Origin of the sequence: Enterobacter sp. BNK-8, assembly GCF_048685095.1 — a bacterium.
GTDB lineage: Bacteria > Pseudomonadota > Gammaproteobacteria > Enterobacterales > Enterobacteriaceae > Enterobacter > Enterobacter quasiroggenkampii.
Genome location: NZ_JBLQTN010000001.1, coordinates 53,928 through 73,978 on the forward strand (window position 1 = coordinate 53,928; position 20,051 = coordinate 73,978).

The following is a 20,051-nucleotide window of genomic DNA, read 5'->3' on the forward strand; positions in this document are numbered from 1 at the left end:
GACCCTCTCCCCAACCGGGAGAGGGGAAATACTTATTACGAGAACCATCAATGAGTGAAATGATTTACGGCATCCACGCGGTGCAGGCCCTTCTCGAGCGCGCACCGGAGCGTTTTCAGGAAGTGTTTATTCTGAAAGGGCGTGAAGACAAACGTCTGATGCCGCTGATCCACGCTCTGGAAGCGCAGGGCGTGGTGATCCAGCTGGCGAACCGCCAGTTCCTGGATGAAAAAAGTGACGGGGCGGTGCACCAGGGCATTATTGCCCGCGTGAAGCCGGGCCGTCAGTATCAGGAAAACGATCTGCCGGATCTGATCGCCGAGCTGGAGAATCCATTCTTCCTGATCCTCGATGGCGTAACCGATCCGCACAACCTCGGCGCGTGTCTGCGCAGCGCGGATGCGGCGGGCGTGCATGCGGTGATCGTGCCGAAAGATCGCTCCGCGCAGCTGAACGCGACGGCGAAGAAAGTGGCCTGCGGCGCGGCGGAAAACGTTCCGCTGATCCGCGTGACCAACCTGGCGCGCACCATGCGTCTGCTGCAGGAAGAGAACATCTGGATCGTCGGTACCGCCGGTGAAGCGGATCATACTCTGTACCAGAGCAAAATGACCGGCCGTCTGGCGCTGGTGATGGGGGCGGAAGGCGAAGGCATGCGTCGTCTGACCCGCGAGCACTGCGACGAGCTGATCAGCATCCCGATGGCAGGCAGCGTGTCCTCCCTGAACGTGTCTGTTGCGACGGGCATCTGTCTGTTTGAAGCGGTGCGTCAGCGTAGCTAATGAGTAAACTATAAAAAAAGCCACCCACTTCGGGTGGCTTTTTTTATGCCCTGGCTGGTAATATAATGGCCGAAATGATACCGGCTTTTATAAATATCTTTAAAACTAACACATGGATGAAATTATGAGATGGTCTCTCTCATCGCTTGCCGATGAATTGTCACGCCGGCGCGATATTTATATTGATTTAAAAAATAACAATGATGTACTTATTATAAAAATGAATGAATATGGCGATTTGCCATTAAGTATTTTTATTACATCCCAGCAAGTTATCATTGAAACCTATATATGTCCTGTTAATGACATTAAGCGCCAGGCTGACTTCAATCTCTTCTTATTACGTAATCAAAAAATGCTTCCCTTATCTTCTGTTGGAATTTCGCAAATTCAACATGATGAATATTATGTCGCTTTTGGTGCCTTATCCGTAAGTTCTTCTCTTGAGGATATTATTCTGGAAATCACAACCCTTGCGGAGAATGCGCTGGATTTGGCTGAGCTTACACAAGAATTTATAAATTAACAGGTAGGGAAAGGTATGGGCATCTTGAAGAATCTTTTTACACTGGGTAAATCACTACTCAATCAGGCCGATGAAGCGATAGAAGAAGCGCAGGGCGTTCGGATGCTGGAGCAGCACATCCGGGATGCAAAAGCTGAGCTTGATAAAGCAGGCAAATCCCGGGTTGATCTGCTTGCCCGGGTGAAGCTCAGTAATGACAAGCTTTCCGAGTTGCGGGAGCGGAAGCAATACCTTGAGTCACGAGCGATAGAAGGAATGAGCAAGAATATTGATGCTGCGCTGCTAAACGAGGTTGCAGAAGAAATCGCCCGACTTGAGAATACCATTACTCGTGAAGCACAGGTTTTGGACTCTCTTGAAACCTCAAGAAATAATATTGAAAAAGCCGTAGCTATTACATCACAACGTATTAATCAGTTTGAACAGCAGCTCGAGGTTGTTAAAGCCACGGAAGCCATGCAGCGGGCGCAACAGGCCGTAACGACGTCAACGGTCGGAGCAACATCGAACGTAACGACGGCCGCAGAGTCTTTAAAAAGACTTCAGACGCGTCAGGCTGAACGTCAGGCCAGACTTGATGCGGCAGCGCAACTGGAAAAAGTGGCTGATGGACGTGAGCTTGAAGAGAAACTCGCGCAGGCAGGCGTGGGTACCTCAGGAACAAGCTCCGCACAGGCGGTTCTTGAACGGTTAAAACTTACGCCGGCTCCGTAATGTTTCTCTCCTGGGTCGTGAATGTTTGCAGGCAACATTTATTCCGGCTTACCTGGACAGCGCTGCTGTGCTTGTTTGCCGGGCATTATTTGCTTTGCTTTATTGTCTTTCGTTGGTTGGGAGAGACGACCCTCGTTGGCCGGATAAGTGATTTTGTTTATTACAGCTCAGTGGTTGGGGCGACGATTGGCTTTGGCGATTTGAGTCCTCGGAGCGAAGCAGGGAAGTTGTTCACAGCTCTCTGGCAAATCCCTATTGGCGTTGGCCTTTTCGGCGCGCTGATGGGCAAAATCATTGCATTGGTGCAGGGATTATTAGCTAAAGGAATAGCAGGAATGGGCAATTTTCATTCTCTACGTAATCATGTTTTGGTGATTGGCTGGCGTGGTCATCAGACAGAGAAAATGATCTCATTGCTGCTTTATGATGAGCAGCGGGTATTTAGTCGCGTAGTGTTGTGTGAGCACCAGGATATAGCGCATCCTTTATCCGATAATTTATATGTCGATTTTCTCAAAGTAAGTAACTACAGCGATCCGAAAGAGCAAAAACGGATGGGGTTAGTAAATTGTTCATGTGTAGTCATTTTTGCCAGCTCCGATGAACAAACCTTTACGGCCACACTCTCGCTGGTAAATGATGCGCCAGCGCATTGCCATATCGTTGCTTATCTTGAGGATGAACGCTACGCAAGCTTACTGGAGACCCATTGTCCGACAATAGAGATTGTTCGCAATCTTTCAGCCGAACAGCTTTCCCGTTCGATCCAGGATCCTGGCTCTTCACAATCCGTAGCATCAATCATGAACCCGATGCTGGGTGATACAGGTTACGCGCTGATGGTACCCACATCGGTTTCCTGTATACCTTATGGTGCGTTAATGCATTACATGAAACTGCAACATGATGCGACGGTGCTGGGGATTAGCCACTGTAAAAATGGTCGTGGTATGGAGCTTAACCCTGTGATCTCCACAGAGGTTAGAGGAGGAATGTGGTTGCATTTAATCGGCAATAGTCGCATTTCGTCGAATGAGGTGTGCTGGCAGAACATAGGGAAAAGTCATGCGGAACTTATTTTTTAATTTATTTAATAAAACAGGTCAGCCAGTGATGCGTGGCCCATTGGGATTACATCAACGTGCGGCGTTTACACTTGATACGCTGACATTTCGACTTTCCGCCCGTTTTTTGACTCAAATACCAGAAGAGGAATATACCATTGCAGCGAGCAGCGTGATTGAAGTTGGCGCAGGTTGTCGTATTTATCGTTATTACACTTCTGGTGATGAGTTTTTGCAGATAAATACTACTGGTGGTATGGAAAGGGAAAATATTGATGATATTAAGCTTTTTATTTATCAGGATAGCTTTGGTATTACTTCGGAGAAACAATGGCAAAAAGAGATTGGTGCCGCTTTAATTGGCAGGCCCAGTCTGCAATGGAATGAACGAGACTGGAAAAGAATATTTAACGAGAATGAGGTGGGGAACGTTGAACCGGTTTACCTGCTGGAACACGTTGAAAATAACCAGAACGAAAAATGGGATGTGCATAATTTCATGATGGCATATCATAGGGAGGCGACTGCCGATCTGTATGAGTACCTTTTGCTAACTGGCGAAGAGACATTTTGTGATAATAGCGAGCCAGAGTGGATCTTTTCGTATGCCGTAGGTGTGGATATTCCACTCACTTCGCTAAATATTGTTGGTTAAATTTCTGGGGATGTAAACCATGCTGGGTTCATTATTTGCTTTTCTTTCTTACTTCTTAACCGGTCTGGCGATGACCGTCATATTCTTATTCATCTACTCAAGAATAACGTCACATGATGAATGGATACTGATTAAAGAAAATAACCTGGCGGCGGCAGCAGCATTCAGTGGCACTCTATTGGGGTATGTGATTCCTCTGTCCAGCGCTGCCGTAAACTCGGTTAGCATGCCGGATTACCTGATATGGGGATGCGTTGCGCTAGTCGTGCAGTTACTGGTGTATGGCTGCGTACGCATTTATATGCCGAACATCAGTGAAAAAATCGTTAACCGCCACTACGCCGCAGGTTTATTTATGGGGATGGCAGCACTGGCTGGCGGAATCTTAAATGCTGCCTGCATGACATGGTAATAAATGAACATGGCTAAAAAGAAAAAAACACGGAAGTCTAATCCGATTCAATCTGCATTAGGTAGCCAAAATGCAGCGTTCCGCTCTTCGCCCTCAAAGCGCAAAAGCGGGAAGTATTTGACGCTGGCAATTATGGGCGGAGCTGCATTTATCGCCCTGAAGGGGTGCGATAGTTCGGCTGATGATAATGACGGTGATGGCGTGTTTTACGCATCGCCGCAAGCGTGCATTGACGATGGCAATAGTGCTCAGGTTTGCAGCGATGCATGGAACAATGCGAAAGCTAAATTTGAAGCAGATATGCCGAAAAATATGTCCAGGGAAGACTGTATACGTCAATTCGAGAACTGCTATTACGACAATATCGAAAATAGCTGGATACCGGTTCTGTCAGGATTCTTACTTAATAAAAAAGTCAGAGAAGACGCTGATGAAGGATACAGGTATACAAGCGGAGGTTCATTTTACTCTTCCCGTCCTGTGTGGCGAAGCTCTTCATCCTATGTCTGGCGCTCCGGTAAGCAGGCCAGTAGTCAAATGGGCTATACAACAAAGCGCGTATCAACAATTTCTCGTGGTGGATATGGGCGCTCATCCAGTGCTCGTGGAAGTTGGGGGGGATAATTATGTTACGTCATGACGTTCCTGTTCGTCCGGGGCTGGACAAAATTGCCCACGACCATGGTTTTCATTTTCATATCATCGACGATGAAATTTACTGGGATGAAAGCCGTGCCTACCGTTTTACGTTACAGCAAATTGAAGAACGAATAGAAAAACCCACGGCTGAACTCCATCAAATGTGTCTGGATGTGGTGGATCGTGCGGTAAAAAGTGAAGAACTGATGACGCAGTTAGCCATCCCGCCACTTTACTGGGATGCCATTGCGGAAAGCTGGCACAGCCAGGATCCTTCACTGTATGGCCGTATGGACTTTGTCTGGACTGAAGAAGGTAGCGTCAAACTGCTGGAATACAATGCCGACACGCCGACGTCCTTGTATGAGTCAGCCTACTTTCAGTGGCAATGGATGGAGGACGCTCGTCGCTCCGGGTTCATTCCGCGAGACGCCGATCAGTTTAATTCCATTCAGGATAAGCTTGTTGCTCGCTTTGAAGAATTAGCTACAGATATTCCACTTTACTTCTGCTGCTGCAAAGAGAGTGAGGAGGATCGCGGCACGCTTCTTTATCTGGAGGATTGTGCCGTCCAGGCCGGGCTGAACACCCGCTTTATCTATATGGATGATATTGGCCTGGGCACCGGCGGATTTTTAACAGACATTGACGATAACGTGATCCGTCGTGCGTTTAAGCTCTATCCTCTGGAGTGGATGATGCGTGATGAAAATGGTCCACTTCTCTGCGCCAGAAGAGAACAGTGGCTGGAGCCGCTCTGGAAAAGCATCATTAGTAATAAGGGTATTTTGCCCCTCTTGTGGCGCTTTTTTACGGGCCATCCCAACCTTCTTCCTGCGTGGTTTGAAAATGAGTTAACGTCGATTCCAAAAGGCGTTCCGATAGTTCGTAAGCCCTTGTTTTCGCGGGAAGGGGGAAATGTGACTATTTTCGACGCACAGCGCAATATCATTGAGAGTGAAGCAGGGGATTATGCAAACGAACCTATGATTTATCAGGGTTTCCAGGCGTTACCGCGTTTTGGCAACAGCTATACCTTGATAGGAAGTTGGGTGATTGATGATGAACCTGCGGGAATCGGTATTCGTGAAGACGGATCGTTGATCACGAAAGATACTTCGCGTTTTATCCCGCACTATATAGCGGGTTAATTTAAGCTGGGGTGAAAACCCCAGCTCTGAGGCTCACTCCTCCAGAGACCGTAAATGGTCATCCTTCCTCAGCGTCATCAGCGCGAAAATACTCACCACCGCCGTTGCCATCACGTAGTACGCCGGAATATCCAGGTTACCCGTCTGCTTAATCAGCCCGGTAATAATTAACCCCGCACAGCCTGAGAAAATCGCGTTCGATAACGAGTAGGCCAGCCCCAGCCCGGTATAGCGTACGCGCGTCGGGAACATCTCAGAGAGCATCGCCGGGCCGGGCCCTGCCAGCATGCCCACCAGACCGCCCGCAATCAATACCACTATCGCTTTCACCGCCAGCGTGCTGGACTCCGCCTGCAGAAGTTTCAGCAGCGGCAGGGCGAGGATCAGCAGCAGCGCGGTGGCGATAATCATCACCGTGCGACGCCCGATCCTATCGCTCAGGATCCCCGACGGAATGATGGTCAGCGCAAACCCAACGTTCGAGATCACCGCGATCAGCAGCGCCTGGTTAAACCCGGTGTGCAGCGCCGACTGCAGATAGGTCGGCATAATCACCAGGTAGGTGTACCCCGCCGCAGACCAGACCATCACGCGGCCAATCCCCATCATGATGGCCCGGAGCGTGGCGGCAGTATCCGCCTGAGCGACAACCGGTTTATCCTGCTGCTGCACAAAGCTGGGTGTCTCTTCCATACTGACACGAAGCCACAGCGCAACAACGCCCATGGGCAGCGCCAGGAAGAAAGGAATGCGCCAGCCCCAGTCGTGCAGGGCCTCAGGCGTGAGGAGGGCAGAGAGCAGCGCCACGATGCCTGCACCCGCTAACAGCCCCAGCGCTACGGTAAAGGACTGCCACGCGCCGTACAGGCCACGCTTGCCGCGCGGAGCAAACTCCGTCATCAGCGAGACCGCACCGCCGTACTCGCCGCCCGCGAACAGCCCCTGCAGGATGCGAAGCAGCGTAACGATCAGCGGTGCGGCAATCCCGATACTGGCGTAGACCGGCACAATGCCGATGGCGGCTGTGGCCAGCGTCATGAGCACCAGCACAATAATGAGCGTCGGCTTACGGCCAATTCGGTCGCCGATGCGTCCAAACACCACCGCACCCAGCGGACGGAAGAAGAAGGCGATGGCGAATGAGGCGTAGGTGAGGATCAGGCTGGTAAGCCCAGCTTCCCCTTCAAGCTGGAAGAAGTTCTTCGCAATGACGGTCGCCAGAAAACCGTAGACCGCAAACTCATACCACTCGATAAAGTTACCAATGGAGCCGGCAATTAATGCTCGCTTGTGCGCATCCGGTTGCATAACGATCCTCACTGAAAAGGGTAAGAATAAATTATTCAACAAAAGCGAAGTCATGAAATAGTTTATTCTTATGTTCTGTGAGCTATTTCACGAATGATATCAGCGGGATCGTGAACGTGTGACTCCCCTCCCATGCAGCGTGTGCGCGGTCTGTCCATACTTATCGTCATTGCCACTGAAGGAGGGAGACAGTATGCACTGGCAGACCCATACCGTTTTCAATCAACCCGCACCACTCTCTAACAGCAACCTTTTTCTCTCGGACTGCGCGCTGCGTGACGCAGTTTCGCGCGAGGGTGCCGAGTGGGATATCGAGCTGCTCGCCAGCATCGGGCAGCAGTTAGGCACCGCAGAGTCGCTGGAGCTGGGCAGGCTGGCGAACGTGAATCCGCCGGAGTTGCTTCGCTATGACGCCACCGGAGAGCGACTGGATGACGTCCGCTTTCACCCGGCATGGCACCTGCTGATGCAGGGGCTGTGTGCCAATCGGGTACATAACCTGGCATGGGAAGAGGAGGCGCGTAAAGGGTCGTTTGTCGCGCGGGCCGCACGCTTTGTGCTTCATGCTCAGGTGGAAGCGGGCACGCTTTGCCCGGTCACCATGACGTTTGCCGCCACGCCGCTTCTGCAGCAGGCGCTTCCCAAAATATTTCACGACTGGCTGACGCCGCTACTCAGCGATCGCTACGATCCGCATCTGGCGCCTGGCGCGCAAAAGCGCGGCCTGCTGATCGGTATGGGGATGACGGAAAAGCAGGGCGGCTCGGACGTGCTGAGCAACACCACCAAAGCGGAAAAATGCGGCGACGGCAGCTACCGGCTGGTGGGGCATAAATGGTTTTTCTCCGTCCCGCAAAGCGATGCGCATCTCGTGCTGGCGCAGGCGAAGGGCGGGTTGTCCTGCTTTTTTGTGCCGCGCTTTTTGCCTGACGGACAGCGCAACGCCGTCCGGCTGGAGCGCCTTAAGGACAAGCTCGGGAACCGCTCCAACGCCAGCAGCGAGGTGGAGTTTCTCGATGCCTCCGGCTGGCTGCTGGGGGAAGAGGGCGAAGGGGTCCGGCAGATCCTCAAAATGGGCGGTCTGACGCGCTTTGACTGTGCGCTGGGCAGCCACGGACTCATGCGCCGTGCGTTGTCCGTGGCGCTGTACCATGCGCATCAGCGCCAGACCTTCGGCAAAAATCTTATCGATCAGCCGCTCATGCGCGAAGTGCTAAGCCGGATGGCGCTGGTGCTGGAGGGGCAAACGGCGCTGCTGTTCCGCCTGGCGCGGGCGTGGGATAAACGCGCGGATCCGCAGGAGGCGGCATGGGCGCGGCTGTTTACCCCGGCCGCGAAATTTAGCGTGTGCAAAGCGGGCATCCCGTTTGTGGCGGAAGCGATGGAGGTGCTGGGCGGAGTCGGGTACTGCGAGGAGAGCGAACTTCCCCGCCTGTATCGCGAGATGCCAGTGAACAGCATCTGGGAAGGGTCCGGCAACATCATGTGCCTGGACGTGCTGCGCGTGCTGGCGAAGCAGCCGGGTATTCACGATCTGCTTGCCGAGGAGTTTGCACAGGTCAAAGGGCAGGACAGACACTTCGACCGCAGCTGGCGACAGCTTCAGCAAAAACTGCGTAAACCGCAGGAGGCGCAGGGGCGGGAAATTGCGCAGCAGCTTTTCCTGCTGGGTGCCGGGAGCGAAATGCTGCGGCACGCATCGCCCCCGGTGGCGCAGGCGTGGTGCCGCATGATGCTGGATACCCGTGGCGGCACGCTGATGAGCGAGCAGGTGCAAAGTGACCTGCTGCTGCGTGCGACGGGCAGAGTCGGTTAGTCTTTTAGCTGGAACAGGCTTACCAGCTGGGCCAGATGTGATCCCTTCTCACGCAGCGTTTGAGCCGTTTGTTCGCTGCGTGAGATACGATCGGCATTAATATGCGACGCTTCGCCAATGTGGGTCATGGCGAGATTCACCTGGCCAATCCCGGCGGACTGCTCGCGTGAAGCATGGTTAATCTCGGTGACCAGCTGGCTGATGTTATCGATATGAATGATGATGTCATCCATCGCCAGGCGCGTCTTTTCAGACAGCGCATGGCCTTCGCTCACTTTCCTGAGCGTATCGCCAATCAGCTGTTCAATCTCCTTCACCGCGTTAGCGCTGCGTCCTGCCAGGGCGCGAACTTCCTGCGCGACTACCGCAAACCCTTTCCCATGCTCGCCCGCGCGGGCCGCTTCCACTGCCGCATTCAGCGCCAGGATATTGGTCTGGAAAGCGATAGACTCAATCACGCGCGTGATGTCTTCGATGCGTTTTGACGCTTCGCGAATGTCGTCCATCGTCGACACCGCGTGGGTGACCGTCTCACCGCCCTGATGCACCGCGAGCGAGGTTTCACCCACCAACTGCTGCGTTTGCTCCATGTTGGCGGCATTTTGCTGCACGGTGGCGGCCAACTGCTCCATGCTGGCGGAGGTCTCTTCCACGCTGCTGGCCTGCTTGTTGATCTGCTCTGAAATCTCGCCGGTATCGGCGGCCAGCGCGTTGGTGCCCAAATGGATCTCGCCTGCGGCCTCGCGGACCTGCAGGACAATTTTTTGCAGGCCGCCGCCGATGCCGTTGATGGCGTCGATCAACTGGCCGACTTCGTCATGGCGCGTCACGGGCAGGCTGGAACGGAGATCCCCTGCGGCATATTGCCGGGCAAGATGGATCACATTGCGCAGCGGTCGGGTCAGCACGCGGCGAATAAGGACCACGAACAGACCAGCAAACAGGATAGATAAGACCACGCCGGCCAGCAGGAAGCGATCGCGCATGGCGTTGACGCTTGCGAGCAGCACCGATTTATCCACTTCGCCGACAATAGTCCAGTTCCAGCCTGGCAGCGGGGTATACGCCATTTTCAGCGTGCGGCCGTCGTCGCTTACGCGTTCCAGGGTGCCGGGCTTGTCACCCAGAAGCTGCTGCTGCGTCGCGTCGTCCCACTTCGGCAGCTGTCCCTCTTCACCGGCATTGAACAGGTATTGCCCGCGCGTTTTGCCGTTGCTGCGATCCAGCACGAAGAAGTGACCGCTCTCACCCAGGCGGCGGTTGAGAATTTTCTCGCGCATGACGTTCCAGGAGTGAGTGATGTCCACCCCGACAAAGACGATCGCAATGACCTGTCCTTCGGCGTTTTTTACGGGCTGATACTGGGTGATGTAGCGTTTGCCAAACAGCAGCGCCAGGCCGCGGTAGACTTCACCTTTGTTGACGGCGGCAAAGGCCGGACTGGAAGTATCCAGCACGGTGCCCATTGCCCGCTCGCCATTCTCTTTGCGCAGGGAGGTCGCTACGCGAACAAAGTCGTTTCCGCTGCGTACAAACAGCGTCGAGATGGCTCCCGTACGGTTCAGGAAGTCGTCCGACAGGGTGTTATTTTCATGTAGCCCGGTGTCGCCGCCTTTCAGAAGCGGGACGCTGAGCCCGTTGATCGTCTGGGGTTGGGAAGGATCACTATTCAGGGGCTGCGGTAAAAAGGTAGTAAACAGCCGGGTATAACTCTCAACCTCTTCACTCAGGCTGGTGTTAAACATCTGCACCATGTCGACCATGCCGGTAGACTGATTATGCAGGTCTTCTACCGCAAGGGCTTCAAGCTGCTGGCTGGCTTTTTGACTGAGCAGAAAAGTGAAAAGCAGAAACAGCGTGGCGACACTGACGCCTGTAAGCAGCGACAGCTTCGCCCCCAGGCCTGCACGGCGAAAAACGTTGATCATAAATTGCTCATCATTGAAAAGGTATGGTTCTTCAACGGCAGAGCGGGGATTACGTTTACTGAATTAATGTAACAAAATGTTATTTTGTTGTTATTGATTGGTTTTTGATTAGATAAAAAATTTGCAAAAGCGAAAAGCCACTAAAAATAAGTGGCTTTTATCAGGAGGGATATTACACGTAGAGAATGGCCTGTACCCGCCAGTGGTCGATATGGTTATCTTCCTGCATCTGGATGATGCGATACCATGAAGCACCCTGCTCATCGGCCTTTAATGCCACAACGCGTTCAACGTCTTGCGGGCTCCCCGAGATATTATTCACGGAGATCTGGCCAATTTCATTCAGGCCAGTTACACAGTCAGCACTGGCGAATTCTGCTGACTGCGCAGTGGTGCTCACCAGGCCTGCTGAGAGCAACAGAGAGGTCAAAGCAAGAGTTCGTTTCATCGTCAGCTCCATTTCACATATCTCCGGTATCCGCCGGGCAATCCTTCGCGAATAAACTCCCTTCCATTGACGCGGGCATGGAGTTTATTGTGGACAGGAAAATGTCTATGGACGCAAAGCAGTGTAAATCTCGTTCAAAGGAAAACCATTATTTACGGTACAAAATGGCCTGTGAATACCACTGTCCCGTTATGATGGTTTCGTCGATCATAATGATGACGTAATAATCTGCTTTGGCGGCGACGGCTTGTGCTTTGATTGCCGCTTCTGCGTCATCCGGGGAGCCGCGAACCAGCGCGGAGACGGTGCCCATTCGTTGTAATCCTTCCGTCTGATTACGACGAATCTCCTGTGGATGATCGGCGACCGGTGGAGCGGGTTGCGGCGTTCCCAGCAGCGCGCTACAGCCACTGAGCAGAAACACCAGCACTAAAGCAGCAAACCTGCGCATAACCATATCTCGTTTCCTGATAGCCATAGTGTAGTTGTCTGTGAATTTAGTTTTGGGGGAATGTTCCCGAAGTGTTATCTGGGACGTATATTTCGAATGAAAATGATGTGAAAGCGTAACCCAGTTCTCAACATTATGAATCATACATTCGTACAGGGTCGACAATGATTGAAATTGAAATACGCCACCTCGGCGACCATGAAATTTTACACGCTATGCCAGCGGGTAAACGTGATAAACCGCTGCCTGTTGTGGTTTTTTATCATGGGTTTACCTCATCGAAGCTGGTTTACAGTTATTTTGCGGTTGCGCTGGCGCAGGCGGGTTTTCGCGTGGTGATGCCGGATGCGCCTGACCACGGCGCCCGCTTTATGGGTAACGAACAGGCGCGCCTTGGGCAGTTCTGGCACATTCTGCACGGGAGCCTGACCGAGTTTGCCGGGTTGCGCGATGCGCTTTATGAGGCAGGGCTGGTGGCAGAGAATCGTCTGGCCGTGGCCGGGGCGTCGATGGGCGGTATGACGGCGCTGGGGATTATGACGCATCATCCGGAAGTGAAGTCGGTCGCCTGCCTGATGGGCTCGGGCTATTTTACGTCGCTGGCGAAGACGCTCTTTCCCCCTCAGGATTTAGCGGAAATCACCGCGACGCTCGAAGAGTGGGACGTGACCCGGGCATTGCCGCGCCTGGCGGATCGCCCGCTGCTGCTGTGGCACGGCGACGCGGATGATGTGGTCCCGCCAGAGGGAACCTTCCGACTACAGCAGGCGTTAATGAATGCAGGCCTGGACGGTAATCTCACCTGTCTGTGGGAAGCGGGCGTCCGCCACCGCATCACGCCCACGGCGCTGGACGCTACGGTGGCGTTTTTCCGCCAGCACCTTTAAACGCGCAGCACTTTTACGCCCTGATCTTCCAGCTTCTGGAGGATCTCAGGGTTGGCGCCTTTGCCGGTGATCACCATGTCGATCTGCTCGGCACGGCTGAACAGCATGCCAGCGCGCTCGCCCACTTTGCTGCTGTCGACCAGCACAACGAGCTTGCCCACAACGTTGAGCATGTTTTGTTCCGCCATCGCGGTCAGCATATCGGTTTTATACAGGCCATCTGCCGTCAGGCCTTTGCCGCTGGTAAACATCCAGTGCCCGGCATAGAGACTGTTTTCGCTGTCCTGAGGGCTAAGGGTGATGGACTGGCTTTTGTTGTACTGCCCGCCCATGATCACCACGCTCTCATGCTCCTGGTCGATCAGATAGTTAGCTAGCGGTAAGTAGTTGGTGATGATTTGCACCGGCTTGCCGCACATTTCACGGCCCAGCAGAAATGCCGTGGAACCGCAGTTGATCACGACGCTCTCACCGGGATTCACCAGCTGCGACGCGGCTCTGGCAATCCGCACTTTTTCATCATGATTTTGCGCCTGATGAATATTCATTGGCGTCCAGCGAGGGCGCTGCTGGCTGATCGCTTCCGCGCCGTTGCGGACCTTTTTCAGCTTGCCGCTTTCATCCAGCTTGTTGATATCCCGCCGCGCCGTTGCCGGGGAGATCCCTAAACGTTCGATCACTTTCTCGACGGTGATAAACCCGGTTTGCGCCAGGAGTTCCAGGAGAATTTGATGCCGTTGCGCTTCCGTCATGAGCTATTCCGATAAGAATTGATTTGAAAAGATGATATTTGAAATAGCGTGAAATTACTAAAAGAAATATGACATCGCCAGACATCAAATCTGGCGATGTGGCTGCACAATCAGAGGAAGGACTTGAACGGCAGGTCTGGCTCAATGGTGAAGCAATCATCGAAACCACGTGGGTAGTGATATTCAAGATTATCTTTGTCCAGCGGCCAGGTGAACTTGCCGCCGACCTGCCAGATGAACGGCTTGAAGCCATACTTCAGGCGGTCTTTTTTCATCTCCCACAGCACGCGGATTTCCTGCGGATCGGCCTGGAAGTTTGACCAGATATCGTGGTGGAACGGAATCACCACTTTGGTATTCAGCGCTTCCGCCATGCGCAGCATGTCGGCGCTGGTCATTTTGTCGGTAATGCCGCGCGGGTTCTCACCGTAGGAGCCCAGCGCCACGTCGATCTGGTGCTCGTTACCGTGCTTCGCGTAGTAGTTAGAGTAGTGAGAGTCGCCGCTGTGGTACAGGGAGCCGCCAGGGGTTTTAAACAGATAGTTAACCGCGCGCTCATCCATACCGTCCGGCAGTACACCCGCGGCTTTCTGATCGGCAGGCAGGGTAATCAGTGCTGTACGGTCAAAGGCATCCAGCGCATGGATTTCAATATCTTTAATTTTCACCACGTCGCCAGGCTTCATCACGATGCAGCGCTCTTTCGGCACGCCCCAGCCAATCCACAGATCCACGCAGGTCTGCGGCCCGATAAACGGCACATCGTCAGCACAGTTTTGCATCACCGCTGCCGCCACGTTCACATCGATATGATCGTTGTGATCGTGAGTGGAGAGCACGGCGTCGATCTGGCGAATGGCAAACGGATCGAGCACAAACGGCGTGGTACGCAGGTTCGGCTGCAGTTTTTCCACGCCCGCCATGCGCTGCATCTGGTGGCCCTTTTTCATCAACGGGTTGCCGTGGCTCTGCTTGCCGGTGCCGCACCAGAAATCGACGCAGATATTGGCGCCGCCTTCTGATTTCAGCCAGATACCGGTGCAGCCCAGCCACCACATCGCAAAGGTACCAGGAGCAACCTGTTCCTGCTCGATCTCTTCATTCAGCCAGCTGCCCCATTCCGGGAAGGTGCTCAGAATCCATGACTCACGGGTGATGGTGTTCACTTTACTCATCGTTTTGACTCCTGGTTTAATCAAAAGTAATCACTTGGTGATTTGTTGTGATTAATGCTGGCACCATTTGACGCGCTTTGCAATGGTAAAAATGCGGATTTTTATCCGTTCAACTTCACAGATTCTCCGCTTCTTGCTTGTTATAGTAGTACGCACAACTCATTAATTTGATGAATTATAAAGATTAATTTGTTTTTGCAATGCAGTAGTGAAAATCATTATTAACTGCATGGAAATAAATTGCGTGATACGTCACAAATAATCAAATGCAATCTTGTGGTGATTATTTGTGATTAATAGAGTGATGACACCAACCGCACAGGGATTACCCCTCGTGTTCTCATTTCTGGAGAGAGTTATGGAGATCCTCTACAACGTCTTTACCGTGTTCTTTAATCAGGTAATGACCAACGCCCCGCTGCTGCTGGGTATCGTGACGTGTCTGGGCTATATCCTGCTGCGCAAAAGCGTCAGCGTGATTATTAAAGGCACCATCAAAACCATTATCGGCTTCATGCTGTTACAGGCGGGGTCTGGCATTCTGACCAGCACCTTTAAGCCGGTCGTCGCCAAAATGTCCGAAGTGTATGGCATCAACGGTGCGATTTCTGACACTTACGCCTCAATGATGGCGACCATCGAGCGCATGGGTGATGCCTATAGCTGGGTGGGGTATGCAGTGCTGCTCGCCCTGGCGCTGAACATCATCTACGTTCTCCTGCGCCGTATTACCGGCATTCGCACCATCATGCTCACCGGGCACATCATGTTCCAGCAGGCGGGGCTGATCGCGGTTTCTCTCTATATCTTCGGTTACCCAATGTGGACCACGATTATCTGCACCGCGGTGCTGGTCTCGCTCTACTGGGGTATCACCTCCAACATGATGTACAAGCCGACTCAGGAAGTGACGGACGGCTGCGGTTTCTCCATCGGCCATCAGCAGCAGTTTGCTTCCTGGATTGCCTATAAAGTTGCGCCATACCTGGGCAAAAAAGAAGAGAGCGTTGAAGACCTCAAGCTGCCTGGCTGGCTGAATATCTTCCACGACAACATCGTTTCGACCGCAATTGTCATGACCATCTTCTTCGGTGCCATTCTGCTCTCCTTCGGTATTGACGTGGTGCAGGCGATGGCAGGCAAAACCCACTGGACGGTTTACATCCTGCAGACCGGTTTCTCCTTCGCGGTGGCGATCTTCATCATCACTCAGGGCGTACGTATGTTCGTCGCCGAACTGTCGGAAGCGTTCAACGGTATCTCCCAGCGCCTGATCCCTGGCGCGGTACTGGCCATCGACTGTGCCGCTATCTATAGCTTCGCGCCAAACGCGGTGGTCTGGGGCTTTATGTGGGGCACTATCGGCCAGCTGATTGCGGTGGGCATTCTGGTCGGCTGCGGCTCCTCAATCCTGATTATTCCAGGCTTTATCCCGATGTTCTTCTCCAACGCCACCATCGGCGTATTCGCTAACCACTTCGGCGGCTGGCGTGCGGCGCTCAAAATCTGCCTGGTGATGGGCATGGTGGAAATCTTCGGCTGCGTGTGGGCGGTCAAGCTCACCGGTATGAGCGCCTGGATGGGTATGGCGGACTGGTCAATTCTGGCACCGCCGATGATGCAGGGCTTTGCCTCCATCGGGCTGGTCTTTATGGCCATCATCATCCTGATTGCTCTGGCTTATATGTTCTTCGCTGGCCGTTCGCTGCGAGCAGAAGAAGACGCGGAAAAACAAACAGCAGAAGTCTCTGCTCATTAAGGAGTTTCGATTATGACCGTACGTATCCTGGCTGTGTGTGGTAATGGGCAAGGCAGCTCCATGATCATGAAGATGAAAGTGGACCAGTTTTTAACCCAGTCCAACATCGACCACACGGTGAACAGCTGCGCAGTGGGTGAATACAAAAGTGAGCTGAACGGCGCGGACATCATCATCGCCTCTACTCATATCGCCGGCGAAATCAGTGTGTCGGGTAATAAATACGTGGTGGGCGTGCGCAACATGCTGTCGCCTGCGGATTTCGGACCAAAACTGCTGGAAGTGATTAAAGAGCACTTCCCACAAGACGTGAAGTAAGGACGCCATATGAAACTACGTGATTCGCTGGCAGAGAATAACTCCATCCTTTTACAGGCTGAGGCCAGCACCTGGCAGGAAGCGGTAAAGCTGAGCGTGGATCTGCTGGTTAAGGCTGACGTTGTCGAGCCGCGTTACTACCAGGCCATTCTGGATGGCGTGGCGCAGCATGGCCCCTATTTTGTGATTGCGCCGGGCCTGGCGATGCCGCATGGCCGCCCGGAAGAGGGCGTCAAGAAAACCGGCTTCGCGCTGGTGACGCTGAAAACGCCGCTGGTGTTTAACCACGAAGATAACGACCCGGTCGACATCCTGATCACCATGGCCGCTGTTGACGCTAACACCCACCAGGAGGTGGGCATCATGCAGATCGTCAATCTGTTTGATGACGAAGCCAATTTCGACCGTTTACGCGCCTGCCGTACCGAGCAGGACGTGCTGGATTTAATTGATAACGCCACAGCGGCGGCTGTTTAAGAGGAATTGAAAATGTCATTACCCATGTTGCAGGTTGCGCTTGATAACCAGACCTTGTCCCACGCTTATGAAACGACCCGTCTGATTGCGGAAGAAGTCGATATCATCGAAGTGGGTACCATTCTCTGCGTGGGCGAGGGCGTTCGCGCCGTTCGCGACCTGAAGGCGCTTTATCCGCACAAAATCGTGCTGGCAGATGCCAAAATAGCCGACGCAGGCAAAATCCTCTCCCGCATGTGCTTCGAAGCCAACGCCGACTGGGTCACCGTCATTTGCTGTGCGGATATCAACACTGCCAAAGGCGCGCTGGACGTGGCAAAAGAGTTTAACGGCGACGTGCAGATTGAGCTGACCGGTTTCTGGACCTGGGAACAGGCCCAGGAGTGGCGTGATGCGGGTATACAACAGGTGGTGTATCACCGCAGCCGCGACGCGCAGGCCGCAGGGGTGGCGTGGGGCGAAGCGGATATCAGCGCGATCAAACGTCTGGCGGATATGGGCTTTAAAGTCACCGTTACCGGCGGTCTGGCACTGGAAGATCTGCCGCTGTTCAAGGGCATTCCGATTCACGTCTTTATTGCCGGTCGCAGCATTCGTGATGCGGCGTCTCCGGTGGAAGCGGCGCGTCAGTTCAAACGCTCAATCGCTCAGCTTTGGGGCTAAGGAGCGGGTATGTTGTCCAAACAGGTCCCGCTTGGCATCTATGAAAAGGCACTCCCTGCGGGGGAGTGCTGGCTGGAGCGGTTACAGCTGGCAAAACAGCTGGGCTTCGATTTTGTCGAAATGTCCGTGGATGAGACGGACGAACGCCTCTCTCGTCTCGACTGGGGCCGTGAACAGCGCCTGGCGCTGGTGAGCGCCATCGCCGAAACGGGGGTACGCGTGCCGTCGATGTGCCTGAGCGCCCACCGCCGGTTCCCTCTCGGGAGCGAAGATGATGCTGTGCGCGCTCAGGGGCTGGAGATCATGCGTAAAGCCATTCGCTTTGCGCAGGACGTGGGTATCCGCGTGATCCAGCTGGCGGGTTATGACGTTTATTACCAGGAAGCCAACGATGAAACGCGCCGTCGTTTCCGTGACGGGCTGAAGGAGAGCGTTGAGATGGCCAGCCGTGCGCAGGTCACGCTGGCGATGGAGATCATGGACTACCCGTTGATGAACTCCATCAGCAAGGCGCTGGGCTACGCGCACTATCTGAATAACCCGTGGTTCCAGCTTTATCCTGATATCGGCAACCTGTCGGCATGGGATAACGATGTGCAGATGGAACTGCAGGCAGGTATGGGGCATATCGTGGCGGTGCACGTCAAAGATACCCGTCCTGGCGTGTTTAAAAACGTACCGTTCGGCACCGGGGTGGTGGATTTCGAACGGTGCTTCGAGACGCTCAGGCAGACCGGCTATTGCGGGCCTTATCTGATTGAGATGTGGAGCGAAACGTCGGAAAACCCTGCGGCGGAAGTAGCAAAGGCGCGGGACTGGGTGCGCGAGCGTATGGCGCGCGCGGGATTACTGGAGGCTGAACATGCTTAAGCTTAAACAGCAGGTCTTTGAAGCCAACATGGATCTGCCGCGCTATGGCCTGGTCACCTTCACCTGGGGTAACGTCAGCGCTATCGATCGCGAACAGGGGCTGATCGTGATTAAGCCGAGCGGTGTGGCGTATGACACCATGAACGCTGACGATATGGTGGTGGTCGATCTTGACGGAAACGTCGTAGAGGGAAAATGGCGTCCCTCGTCAGATACGGCGACCCATCTGGCGCTTTATCGTCGTTATCCCTCACTCGGCGGCGTTGTGCATACCCACTCGACCCATGCCACGGCCTGGGCACAGGCGGGGCTGGCGATCCCGGCGCTGGGAACAACGCATGCGGACTACTTCTTTGGCGACATCCCCTGCACGCGCGCATTAACGCAGGATGAAGTGGAAGGAGAGTACGAGCTCAACACCGGAAAGGTGATTATCGACACGCTGGGAGAATGCGAGCCGCTGCATACGCCGGGGATTGTGGTGTATCAGCACGGCCCGTTCGCCTGGGGAAAAGATGCCCACGACGCCGTCCATAATGCGGTCGTCATGGAGGAAGTGGCACGTATGGCGTGGATTGCCCGCGGCATTAACCCACGGCTTCAGGGCATTGATGATTTCCTGATGAACAAGCATTTCATGCGCAAGCATGGCCCGAATGCCTATTACGGGCAGAAGTGAATAAGTGCTCTGGAATACCGAAAAACAGTTGTAACCGGTGGTATTCCGGAGCCATTCACAAAAAAAGCCCCCGGGCAGGGGGCAACGTCAACTATGGCTATGTTCTCGTTGTTGGCTTTCCTGGTGCTAGCGTTAAGGCGTTATCGGTAAATATCTGCACTGGCGTGCATATTGCCGTTGCTGCCGGGCTCACGGATTAACATCACGTGGTAATAGGTTGCGCCCTGGGCGTCGGTCTCTTCATTTAGTGCCTGATCTGCTTCGCTTTCGGTGGCGAAATTATGATTAATATAGATTACGCCTAAGCTGTGCACATCATCCATGTTTCTGGCCTGTCGGCTGTCTATCTTGATGGCTGCCATCGCGTTTGCACTGAGCAAAAGCGCTGCCATTAGGGCTAATGCGATTTGTTTCATGATATGCGCTCCACGACTGCGTGCTCTGAGAGGGGGACTCCTTCTTCTGTTCAGGTGATCTCTGATTAAAGTGTAATCATTCCTCCGGCGGGGAAGCGTGACCATTTCTGATGCAGTTGTTCAAAAAAACACCGCTTCCGGGTGTGAGTAATTTTAAATCA

The 20,051-nt window shown here is 53.6% G+C and carries 23 protein-coding genes; 16 read left to right on the top strand and 7 right to left on the bottom strand.

Annotation, left to right across the window (positions count from 1 at the left end):
* Positions 1-50: 50 nt before the first annotated feature.
* From rlmB to ACMGGU_RS00310, 8 genes are all read left to right on the top strand, one after another.
* Complete coding sequence (gene rlmB, locus ACMGGU_RS00275) at positions 51-782, top strand: 23S rRNA (guanosine(2251)-2'-O)-methyltransferase RlmB (RefSeq protein ID WP_111967108.1); 732 nt, start codon at positions 51-53, stop codon at positions 780-782.
* A 124-nt stretch (positions 783-906) separates the two neighbouring features.
* Positions 907-1,308, top strand: a complete 402-nt coding sequence (locus ACMGGU_RS00280; protein ID WP_223539906.1) for a YjfI family protein — start codon at positions 907-909, stop codon at positions 1,306-1,308.
* A gap of 15 nt (positions 1,309-1,323) precedes the next feature.
* The gene (locus ACMGGU_RS00285) at positions 1,324-2,022 is read left to right on the top strand and encodes a PspA/IM30 family protein (RefSeq protein WP_223539907.1); all 699 of its coding nucleotides are present in this window, start codon (positions 1,324-1,326) and stop codon (positions 2,020-2,022) included.
* On the top strand, positions 2,022-3,107 hold the full coding sequence (locus ACMGGU_RS00290; RefSeq protein WP_262821436.1) for a potassium channel protein: 1,086 nt from the start codon (positions 2,022-2,024) through the stop codon (positions 3,105-3,107). Before ACMGGU_RS00285 ends, ACMGGU_RS00290 begins: the two co-directional genes overlap by 1 nt.
* Positions 3,088-3,741, top strand: a complete 654-nt coding sequence (locus tag ACMGGU_RS00295) for a DUF2491 family protein (RefSeq protein ID WP_252077661.1) — start codon at positions 3,088-3,090, stop codon at positions 3,739-3,741. Before ACMGGU_RS00290 ends, ACMGGU_RS00295 begins: the two co-directional genes overlap by 20 nt.
* A gap of 19 nt (positions 3,742-3,760) precedes the next feature.
* Positions 3,761-4,153, top strand: coding sequence for a DUF350 domain-containing protein (locus ACMGGU_RS00300; protein WP_126534157.1), 393 nt, complete (start codon positions 3,761-3,763; stop codon positions 4,151-4,153).
* A gap of 9 nt (positions 4,154-4,162) precedes the next feature.
* Positions 4,163-4,777 carry a DUF1190 domain-containing protein gene (locus ACMGGU_RS00305; protein WP_395299744.1) on the top strand — a complete coding sequence of 205 codons (615 nt, stop codon included), beginning with the start codon at positions 4,163-4,165 and terminating at the stop codon, positions 4,775-4,777.
* A gap of 2 nt (positions 4,778-4,779) precedes the next feature.
* Positions 4,780-5,943, top strand: a complete 1,164-nt coding sequence (locus tag ACMGGU_RS00310; RefSeq protein ID WP_252077659.1) for a glutathionylspermidine synthase family protein — start codon at positions 4,780-4,782, stop codon at positions 5,941-5,943.
* A gap of 33 nt (positions 5,944-5,976) precedes the next feature.
* Here the strand turns inward: ACMGGU_RS00310 and ACMGGU_RS00315 are convergent, their stop codons facing one another.
* Positions 5,977-7,251, bottom strand: coding sequence for an MFS transporter (locus ACMGGU_RS00315; RefSeq protein WP_395299745.1), 1,275 nt, complete (start codon positions 7,249-7,251; stop codon positions 5,977-5,979).
* A gap of 193 nt (positions 7,252-7,444) precedes the next feature.
* Between ACMGGU_RS00315 and ACMGGU_RS00320 the strand changes: the two genes are divergently transcribed.
* Positions 7,445-9,067: an isovaleryl-CoA dehydrogenase gene (locus ACMGGU_RS00320; RefSeq protein ID WP_343666737.1), complete on the top strand. Its 1,623-nt coding sequence runs from the start codon at positions 7,445-7,447 to the stop codon at positions 9,065-9,067.
* Here ACMGGU_RS00320 and ACMGGU_RS00325 read toward each other — a convergent pair.
* The 3 genes from ACMGGU_RS00325 to bsmA form a co-directional block, all read right to left on the bottom strand.
* Positions 9,064-10,995, bottom strand: coding sequence for a methyl-accepting chemotaxis protein (locus tag ACMGGU_RS00325; protein WP_395299746.1), 1,932 nt, complete (start codon positions 10,993-10,995; stop codon positions 9,064-9,066). The two genes, ACMGGU_RS00320 and ACMGGU_RS00325, sit on opposite strands and share 4 nt — an antisense overlap.
* A 172-nt stretch (positions 10,996-11,167) precedes the next feature.
* A complete protein-coding gene (gene yjfN, locus ACMGGU_RS00330) occupies positions 11,168-11,455 on the bottom strand; it encodes a DUF1471 family protease activator YjfN (RefSeq protein ID WP_021240708.1) in 288 nt (95 codons plus the stop codon).
* A gap of 136 nt (positions 11,456-11,591) precedes the next feature.
* Positions 11,592-11,921, bottom strand: coding sequence for a biofilm peroxide resistance protein BsmA (bsmA, locus tag ACMGGU_RS00335; protein ID WP_395299747.1), 330 nt, complete (start codon positions 11,919-11,921; stop codon positions 11,592-11,594).
* Between the two features lie 137 nt (positions 11,922-12,058).
* Between bsmA and yjfP the strand changes: the two genes are divergently transcribed.
* Entirely contained in the window at positions 12,059-12,781 is a 723-nt protein-coding gene (yjfP, locus tag ACMGGU_RS00340; protein ID WP_048225304.1) for an esterase, read from the top strand.
* On the opposite strand, the gene ulaR is transcribed toward yjfP, so the two are convergent.
* Together ulaR and ulaG are read right to left on the bottom strand one after the other, a co-directional pair.
* On the bottom strand, positions 12,778-13,533 hold the full coding sequence (gene ulaR, locus ACMGGU_RS00345; RefSeq protein ID WP_045907973.1) for an HTH-type transcriptional regulator UlaR: 756 nt from the start codon (positions 13,531-13,533) through the stop codon (positions 12,778-12,780). The two genes, yjfP and ulaR, sit on opposite strands and share 4 nt — an antisense overlap.
* Before the next feature lie 110 nt (positions 13,534-13,643).
* The gene (ulaG, locus tag ACMGGU_RS00350) at positions 13,644-14,708 is read right to left on the bottom strand and encodes an L-ascorbate 6-phosphate lactonase (RefSeq protein WP_010427455.1); all 1,065 of its coding nucleotides are present in this window, start codon (positions 14,706-14,708) and stop codon (positions 13,644-13,646) included.
* Positions 14,709-15,066: 358 nt separating this feature from the next.
* On the opposite strand from ulaG, the gene ulaA reads away from it, so the two are divergent.
* Genes ulaA through ACMGGU_RS00380 form a run of 6 tightly spaced genes read left to right on the top strand, consistent with a single transcriptional unit; the run spans position 15,067 to position 19,474 of the window.
* The gene (ulaA, locus tag ACMGGU_RS00355) at positions 15,067-16,467 is read left to right on the top strand and encodes a PTS ascorbate transporter subunit IIC (protein WP_032675818.1); all 1,401 of its coding nucleotides are present in this window, start codon (positions 15,067-15,069) and stop codon (positions 16,465-16,467) included.
* A 12-nt stretch (positions 16,468-16,479) separates the two neighbouring features.
* Positions 16,480-16,785 carry a PTS ascorbate transporter subunit IIB gene (ulaB, locus tag ACMGGU_RS00360; protein ID WP_003856022.1) on the top strand — a complete coding sequence of 102 codons (306 nt, stop codon included), beginning with the start codon at positions 16,480-16,482 and terminating at the stop codon, positions 16,783-16,785.
* Between the two features lie 9 nt (positions 16,786-16,794).
* A complete protein-coding gene (gene ulaC, locus ACMGGU_RS00365; protein WP_024907321.1) occupies positions 16,795-17,262 on the top strand; it encodes a PTS ascorbate transporter subunit IIA in 468 nt (155 codons plus the stop codon).
* A 12-nt stretch (positions 17,263-17,274) separates the two neighbouring features.
* The gene (ulaD, locus tag ACMGGU_RS00370; protein WP_008502901.1) at positions 17,275-17,925 is read left to right on the top strand and encodes a 3-keto-L-gulonate-6-phosphate decarboxylase UlaD; all 651 of its coding nucleotides are present in this window, start codon (positions 17,275-17,277) and stop codon (positions 17,923-17,925) included.
* Between the two features lie 9 nt (positions 17,926-17,934).
* Complete coding sequence (locus tag ACMGGU_RS00375) at positions 17,935-18,795, top strand: L-ribulose-5-phosphate 3-epimerase (RefSeq protein WP_045907974.1); 861 nt, start codon at positions 17,935-17,937, stop codon at positions 18,793-18,795.
* Complete coding sequence (locus tag ACMGGU_RS00380; protein ID WP_395299748.1) at positions 18,788-19,474, top strand: L-ribulose-5-phosphate 4-epimerase; 687 nt, start codon at positions 18,788-18,790, stop codon at positions 19,472-19,474. The genes ACMGGU_RS00375 and ACMGGU_RS00380 overlap by 8 nt, the downstream gene beginning before the upstream one ends.
* A gap of 140 nt (positions 19,475-19,614) precedes the next feature.
* On the opposite strand, the gene yjfY is transcribed toward ACMGGU_RS00380, so the two are convergent.
* Positions 19,615-19,890: a DUF1471 family protein YjfY gene (gene yjfY / locus ACMGGU_RS00385; protein ID WP_058653830.1), complete on the bottom strand. Its 276-nt coding sequence runs from the start codon at positions 19,888-19,890 to the stop codon at positions 19,615-19,617.
* Between the last annotated feature and the right edge of the window lie 161 nt (positions 19,891-20,051).